The sequence below is a fragment of the Pseudomonadota bacterium genome, from assembly GCA_039815145.1.
Lineage (GTDB): Bacteria > Pseudomonadota > Gammaproteobacteria > Steroidobacterales > JBCBZW01 > JBCBZW01.
The window spans coordinates 21,018-27,836 of the sequence record JBCBZW010000063.1; the positions used below are offsets into that span (position 1 = coordinate 21,018).

8 protein-coding genes are annotated in these 6,819 nt (G+C 67.4%); 4 read left to right on the forward strand and 4 right to left on the reverse strand.

What is annotated here, in order from left to right; genetic code table 11:
- Positions 1–295 precede the first annotated feature (295 nt).
- From pyrF to AAF184_15490, 3 genes are read left to right on the forward strand one after another with little or no spacing between them, the layout of a single operon-like run.
- Positions 296–1,054: an orotidine-5'-phosphate decarboxylase gene (pyrF, locus tag AAF184_15480; protein MEO0423738.1), complete on the forward strand. Its 759-nt coding sequence runs from the start codon at positions 296–298 to the stop codon at positions 1,052–1,054.
- Positions 1,051–2,142, forward strand: coding sequence for a uroporphyrinogen decarboxylase (hemE, locus tag AAF184_15485; protein MEO0423739.1), 1,092 nt, complete (start codon positions 1,051–1,053; stop codon positions 2,140–2,142). The genes pyrF and hemE overlap by 4 nt, the downstream gene beginning before the upstream one ends.
- A gap of 27 nt (positions 2,143–2,169) precedes the next feature.
- Complete coding sequence (locus AAF184_15490; protein MEO0423740.1) at positions 2,170–3,435, forward strand: DUF445 domain-containing protein; 1,266 nt, start codon at positions 2,170–2,172, stop codon at positions 3,433–3,435.
- Positions 3,436–3,451: 16 nt separating this feature from the next.
- Here the strand turns inward: AAF184_15490 and AAF184_15495 are convergent, their stop codons facing one another.
- Entirely contained in the window at positions 3,452–4,042 is a 591-nt protein-coding gene (locus AAF184_15495) for a helix-turn-helix domain-containing protein (GenBank protein ID MEO0423741.1), read from the reverse strand.
- A 72-nt stretch (positions 4,043–4,114) separates the two neighbouring features.
- Here AAF184_15495 and AAF184_15500 point away from each other — a divergent pair, with 72 nt between their 5' ends.
- Positions 4,115–5,248 carry an aromatic ring-hydroxylating dioxygenase subunit alpha gene (locus tag AAF184_15500; GenBank protein MEO0423742.1) on the forward strand — a complete coding sequence of 378 codons (1,134 nt, stop codon included), beginning with the start codon at positions 4,115–4,117 and terminating at the stop codon, positions 5,246–5,248.
- A gap of 14 nt (positions 5,249–5,262) precedes the next feature.
- Here AAF184_15500 and AAF184_15505 read toward each other — a convergent pair whose 3' ends face one another.
- From AAF184_15505 to rsmD, 3 genes are all read right to left on the reverse strand, one after another.
- Positions 5,263–5,538 (reverse strand): YfhL family 4Fe-4S dicluster ferredoxin, encoded by a 276-nt coding sequence (locus AAF184_15505; GenBank protein ID MEO0423743.1) that lies wholly within the window; start codon positions 5,536–5,538, stop codon positions 5,263–5,265.
- Between the two features lie 15 nt (positions 5,539–5,553).
- Complete coding sequence (gene coaD / locus AAF184_15510; GenBank protein MEO0423744.1) at positions 5,554–6,042, reverse strand: pantetheine-phosphate adenylyltransferase; 489 nt, start codon at positions 6,040–6,042, stop codon at positions 5,554–5,556.
- 9 nt (positions 6,043–6,051) lie between these two features.
- Positions 6,052–6,819, reverse strand: a 768-nt coding sequence (gene rsmD, locus AAF184_15515) for a 16S rRNA (guanine(966)-N(2))-methyltransferase RsmD (GenBank protein ID MEO0423745.1), incomplete at its 5' end; no start/stop codon positions are given.

Below are 6,819 nucleotides of genomic sequence, written 5' to 3' on the forward strand. Positions count from 1 at the left end.
CATGCTCGATCGAATGCTCGTGCGAGGCGAGCAGCCAACTCGACAGCAGCAAAGCGGCCGCGAGCGTCCAGACGACTGGCGCTAGGCGGCGCGCGGGTGCGCTGGTGGACTGGCGTTGGCGGGGAAGCATGATGGCGAAGCGATACCGGCGAGGGGTGGTGAGGCAGGGGCTCGCGCTGGCGCGGACATTACACGATCAGCATGTCAGCGCAAGTGGCCCAGAGGGTAAGCGACGAAAATACGGGTTGCCGCGTCAAAAAGACCGGAAAACGGCGACGTATGGTTAGAATAGGCAATGGTTGAAGAGTTGCACTCGGCGGCGCCAAGCCCTTCGCTGCCGGCCAGGGAACGGCTGATCTTCGCCCTCGACGTGCACGGCGACGAGGCGGCGAGAGCCCTGGTCGACGCGCTGGGTGACGCCATCCAGTTCTACAAGTTGGGGCTAGGCCTACTGACCAGTGCGGACTACTTCGGCCTCACCCGATGGCTCGCCGAGGAGCGCGGCCATCGCCTGTTCGCCGACCTCAAGTTCCACGACATCCCGGCCACCGTCGCTAGCGCCGTCCGCGGCCTGCGCGGACGCGGGATTCGCTACGTCACCGTGCACAGCGACCCGCGGGTCATGGAGGCGGCCGTGGAAGCGGCCGGTGAGGAGATCGGCGTGCTGGCCGTGACCGTGCTCACCAGCCTCGATCTGCAGGATCTGCAGCGGCTCGGCCACGCGGTGCCGAGCGTCGAGGCACTGGTACTCGAGCGCGCCCGCCTGGCCCACGCGTGCGGCTGCGCCGGCGTCATCGCCTCGGGCCAGGAGGCCGCGGCGATCCGCGCCTCGCTGCCCGCCAGCGACGCGCCGTTTCGCATCGTCACACCGGGCATTCGGCCCGCTGGCGAAGGCGAGCAGGCCGCCGATCAGAAACGCATCGTCACCCCCGCCGACGCCTTCACCCTCGGCGCGGATCACATCGTGGTGGGGCGGCCGATCCGCGACGCGGCAGACCCGCGCGCCGCCGCCCTCGCCATCCAACGCACCATTGCGGAAATCTTCGAGACATGACCGATAACAACACCGACTTCGCACCGCTCAGCAACGATCTCTTCCTGCGCGCCCTGCTGCGCCAGCCGATCGATCGCACTCCCGTGTGGATGATGCGCCAGGCCGGTCGCTACCTGCCCGAGTACCGCGAGGTGCGCCGCCAGGCAGGCGATTTCCTCTCCCTGTGCATGGCACCGGAGCTCGCCTGCGAGGTGACGCTGCAACCCCTGCGGCGCTATCCCTTGGACGCCGCCATCCTCTTCTCGGACATCCTCACGGTGCCCCACGCCATGGGCCTCGGCCTGCATTTCGTGACCGGTGAAGGGCCTGTGTTCAGTTCGCCCGTGCGCAACCAGGCGGATGTCGACAAGATCGGCGTGCCCGATCCCGAGCAGGAGCTGCGCTACGTGATGGACGCCGTGCGCCTGATCCGTCGCGAGCTCGGCGGCAAGGTACCCCTGATCGGCTTCGCCGGCAGCCCCTGGACCGTGGGCACCTACATGGTGGAGGGCGGCTCCAGCAAGAACTTCGCCCTCATCAAGGGCCTGATCTACTCCGATCCCAAGCTGGCCCATCAGCTGCTGAACACCGTGGCCCTGGCCACCGCCACCTACCTGAACGCCCAGATCGCTGCCGGCGCCCAGGCGGTGATGATCTTCGATACCTGGGGCGGCGCCCTGAGCCCGAGCGACTACCGCGAGTTCTCCCTGCGCTACATGGCGCAGGTGGTCGAATCCCTCCACCGCGAGCACAACGGCCAACGCATCCCCGTGGTGCTGTTCACCAAGGGCGGTGGCGCCTGGCTCGCGGACATGGCGAACACGGGCTGCGATGCCCTCGGCGTCGACTGGACCACCGACCTGGCCGATGCGCGCGCGAAGGTGGGCGACCGCGTGGCGCTGCAGGGCAACCTCGACCCCTGCGTGCTGTACGCCTCGCCTGATCGCATCCGTGAGCAGGTGGGCAAGGTGCTCGCCAGCTACGGCAAGGGCGCCAGTGGGCACGTGTTCAACCTCGGCCACGGCATCCACCCGAACGTCGATCCTGAACACGCGGGCGCCATGATCGCCGCCGTGCATGAGCTGAGCCCCGCCTACCACGAGGCTTAAGCGAACGCGCAGCATGGCAAGCGGGAGGTGAACGAGGCAAGCGAGGCGCCCACGGAGGCCTGGCAGCGCCGCCGCCTCCATCGCATGCAGGCCGTCGCCGGCGGCCTCCTGGCCCTGATGGCGCTGACCTTTGCCATCACCTTTCGCCTCGGCACCGACGCCAGCTGGGTCGGCTACCTGCGCGCGTTCACCGAGGCCGCGATGGTGGGTGCCCTGGCGGATTGGTTCGCCGTCACGGCGCTGTTCCGCCACCCCCTCGGCATCCCCATCCCGCACACGGCCATCATCCCCCAGCGCAAGGACCAGCTCGGCGAGGCCCTCGCCCGCTTCGTGCGCGAGAACTTCCTCAGCACGGAAACCTTAAGCGCCCGGCTCGCGCACATCGACTTCGCCGACGCCGGCGCCACCTGGATGGCCAAGCCGAAGAACGCGGCGCGGGTGGGGCGCGAAGCGGCGCGGATCCTAGACCGCGTGCTCGAAGCGTTGGACGACGACGAGCTGCGCGACCTGCTGCAGACCAACCTCAACGTGGGCCTACGCCGCTTGCGCATCGCGCCGCTGCTCGGCGAGGGGCTGCAGATGCTCCTGCGCTCCGACCGCGAGCGGGAATTGATGGATGCCGGCATCGGCCTTGCCTACGACTACCTGCACGAGAACAAGGCGTCGATCCATCGGCGCATCGTGGAAGAGACGCCCTGGTGGCTTCCCAACATCGTCGATAGGGAGATCTACCGGCGCCTGGTGACAGAACTCGAGCGCTTTCTCCTGCGCGTGCGCCACGACCCTAACGATCCGGACCGCACGCGCTTCAACCGCGGCATCCGCGACCTCGTCGTGCGCCTGCAGGAAGACCCGGAACTCAACGCCACCGCGGAACGCATCAAGCGCAACCTGATCGACGATCCCGCCGTGCAGGACTTCCTCTCCAACCTTCTGACCCAGATCCGGGTGTACGTCCGGCGCGAGACCGAGCGTCCCAACTCACGCCTGGCCAGGCGTATCGCCGAGGCCCTCGCCACCCTCGCCGGCACCCTGCGCGAGCGCGAGGACACGCGGCGCGAGATCAACGAGTGGTTGGGAGAAGCCGTGCTGCACACGGTGAGCCACTTCCGCGGCGACATGGCGCGGGTGATCTCGGAGACCGTGCGCGAGTGGGATGCTGAGCTCACCGCGGAACGGGTCGAACTCTACGTGGGGCGGGATCTGCAGTTCATCCGCATCAACGGTACCCTGATCGGCGGCCTCGTCGGCCTCACGATCCACCTCGTCACCCAGCTCCTGGGCCTGCACTAGCGCCTTTGCCGGGCCGTCACCCCGCCGCCGGCGGCGGTAACTCCGCCAGCGTGCGCAGGCGCTCGGGAAACGCGCGGCGCATCGACTTCACCTGATTCGCCGAGTACATCGCCTCGAGGGTGGTCACCGACACCACGAAGTAGTGGATGGCGCCGAGCACCTGATAGGTGTGCGTCGCCACCAGGTGCGCAGGGGCACACTCCCACCCGGGTGCGACCTTCAACAGGCTATGCAGGCGATCTATGAAGGGACGCAGGTACCAGGTGCCGGCGCTGGCAGCGCGGGACCGGTTGTCCAGGAGCTCGCGCATCAATAGCTGCGTGTCCTTCGGGTCGCGCTGGGCGCGACGATGTAGGCCCACGATCGCGTCCGCAAAGGTCGCTTCGTCCTCGATCTGCGCCAGCAGACGCGTCGAGATGTCGCTCAACACGACGCCGTAGAGCTTCTCTTTGGTGCCGAAGTGGTGGATCAAGGCCTGCTTGGTCAAGGCCACCTCGCGCGCGATCTGATCCATGCTGGCGCCGTAGAAGCCCTTCTCGGCGAACAGCGCAAACGCGGCCTGGAGAAAGCGGTCACGCGTGTCCGATGGTGCGGCTGGAATGCTCATGTGACGGACTATAGCTTGACCCCTTACCAGTTGGTAGGTATATAGCACTTACCAACTGGTAAGGGTCAAGCTATGCAGCAGACAGAACAGACGGAATTGCTGGCGGAGCTACTCGGCCTCAAGGAGGCCAAGCAGTGCTTCCTCGACGAGCGCATGACGCAAAGCCCCGTGGAGGACTACACCGACCCACGGCGCTTCGAGCGCGAGCGAGCCCGCGTCTTCGGCGAGCTCCCGCAGATACTCGCCCACAGCAGCGAACTCGCACAGCCCAACGGATTCCTAAGGCGCGAACTCAACAGGAGACCACTGCTGCTCACGCGGGGCGAAGACGGTGAAGCGCGGGTCTTCCTGAACGTCTGCCGCCACCGCGGCACGCGCCTGGTGGACGACGCCACAGGCTGCCGGCAACGCTTCACCTGCCCCTACCACGCGTGGACCTGGAACAACCGAGGCGACTTCATCGGCGCCCCTCACTTCGACGCCGGGTTCCCCGACCTCGACCGCACCACCCTGGGCCTGCGGCGGGTGCCGACGACCGAGGCGCACGGCTTCATCTGGACGGTGCCGGCCGAGCGCTCAGGTGAACTGAGCCAGCACCTCGCCCCGTTGGAGGAGGATCTCGCCTGGATCGGCACGCAGACGCTCACCGTGCACGACACACAGGTGCACACCTGGCGCTGCAACTGGAAGCTACTGGTGGAGGGGGGCCTCGAGGCCTATCACTTTCGTGTAGCCCACCGGAAAACCATCGCCGCGCTCTTCAACGACAACCTCTCGAGCTATCGGTGCTTCGGACCGCACATCCGCTCCGTGCTACCACGCTCGACGATCGCCGAACTCAACCAGCAGCCGCCCGAGGCCTGGTGCATCCGCGACTACGCCAACGTGCTGTACACCGTGTTCCCCACCTCGATGCTGCTGGTGCAAGCCGATCACGTGATCTGGGTCGGCCTGGATGCACAGGGGCCGGCGCAGACCCAGGTGCGCGTGGCCACCCTCAAGCCCTCAGCGCCCGGCCAGGACGATAGCTATTGGGACAGGAACCACGCGCTGACCGTCGCCACCCTGCGGGAGGACTTCGAACTTGCCGAAAGCATGCAGGCGGGGATGGGCAGTGGCGCGAACACCGCCCTGCGCTTCGGTCGCTTCGAAGGGGCACTGCACCGCTTCAACGAAACCGTGCGTGCGGCGGCCGGGAGAGCCTGAGCCGGAGTCGGCGGCTACTGCTCTTGCGGCGTCGGCTCACCCTCGGCGGCCGTCAAGGCCTCGTACTTGGCCTGCAGTTGCTCGCGGGTCTCCGCGTGGTCCGGGTCGAGGGGAATGCACTCGACCGGACACACCACCTGGCACTGAGGCTTGTCGAAGTGACCCACGCACTCGGTGCAGCGGGCGGGATCGATGTGGTAGATCTCCGGGCCCATGTAGATCGCCTCGTTCGGGCACTCGGGCTCGCAGACATCGCAGTTGATGCACTCGTCGGTGATCTTGAGGGCCATAGCAGCGCTCGTCGCTTAAGCGCGCCGCTCGGCGGCACGCTTGGCCAGGCGCTGCGCCACCAGGGGGTGCACGAATTCGCTCACATCACCGCCGAGGATGCCGATCTCACGCACCATGGAGGAGGAGATGAAGCTCAAGGACGCGGATGGTGTGAGGAAAACGGTCTCCACGTCCGGCGACAGCTGGCGACTCATGGTGGCGAGCTGGAACTCGAACTCGAAGTCCGACACGGCGCGCAGGCCGCGCAACATTACGGGCGTCGCATTCTGGGCGGCGAACTCGATCGTGAGGCCGGAGTAGCCCATCACCCGCACCCGGCCGAGGCCCATGAGCACCTCCTCGGCCATCTCCACCCGTTCGTCGAGGCTGAACATGGGGGCCTTGTTGGGGTTGGCGGCCACGGCGACGATCACTTCGTCGAAGATGCGCAGCGCACGTCGCACCAGGTCCGCGTGACCATTGGTCACGGGATCGAAGGTGCCGGGGTACATGGCTGAGGTCATCTGTTCACTTCACTCCGTGGTGGCGGTCGCCGTCTGCGCCAGGCGGAAGCCCACGCGCCCGGCCCGCGATTGCTTCAGCAGTTGCCAGCCGGCGGGCAGCTCCGGCTCCAGCTGCGCCGGATGCTCCAGATAAACGAGCGCGCTGGCACCCGCCAGCGATTGGTCCAGGAGTGTACACAAACGGTCCCAGTGATTGCCGTCGAAGGGGGGGTCGACGAAGTAGAGGTCCGCCGCCTTCAGGGCGCCCTGGCGCAGCAGACCCTGCACGTCCGCGCTGCTGCAGGTCGAGCGATCGTGGGCCGCGAGGCCCAGCACCTCGAGATGCCCCTCGATGGCGTCGATCGCCTGCGGGGCCTTGTCGACGAAGTGGCAGTGGGCCGCGCCACGGGACAGGGCCTCCAGTCCAAGGGCGCCCGAGCCCGCGTAGAGATCGGCGCAGCGGGCGCCGACGATCGACGGCCCCAGCCAGTTGAACAGGGTCTCCCGCACCCGATCCGGCGACGGACGCAACGCCGGCAAGTCCGGAAAGTGCAGGCGCCTTCCGCGATGCTGTCCGCCGATGATTCGAAAGCGGTTGTCCCGCCCGCTCGGGCGGCCCCGCGTCTGTCTGCTCAGGCCCCTCTCCCCATCGATCGGCCGTGGCCCCTGCGCTACCATACCGGCGCCGTGTTTGGACGTAAGAAAAAGAAAGGCGACGCCGAGGCGACGCCCCCCGAACCCACCGCAGCAGCAGCCGCCCCCGAGGTGGAGGCTGAGGCGCCGCCTGTCGAGGATAAA

Excerpts from the sequence above, each read along its gene's own strand:
- pyrF (MEO0423738.1), top strand. The coding sequence starts at position 296 with ATGGTTGAAGAGTTGCACTCGGCGGCGCCAAGCCCTTCGCTGCCGGCC.
- hemE (MEO0423739.1), top strand. The coding sequence starts at position 1,051 with ATGACCGATAACAACACCGACTTCGCACCGCTCAGCAACGATCTCTTC.
- AAF184_15495 (MEO0423741.1), bottom strand. The coding sequence starts at position 4,042 with ATGAGCATTCCAGCCGCACCATCGGACACGCGTGACCGCTTTCTCCAG.
- AAF184_15500 (MEO0423742.1), top strand. The coding sequence starts at position 4,115 with ATGCAGCAGACAGAACAGACGGAATTGCTGGCGGAGCTACTCGGCCTC.
- AAF184_15505 (MEO0423743.1), bottom strand. The coding sequence starts at position 5,538 with ATGGCCCTCAAGATCACCGACGAGTGCATCAACTGCGATGTCTGCGAG.
- coaD (MEO0423744.1), bottom strand. The coding sequence starts at position 6,042 with ATGACCTCAGCCATGTACCCCGGCACCTTCGATCCCGTGACCAATGGT.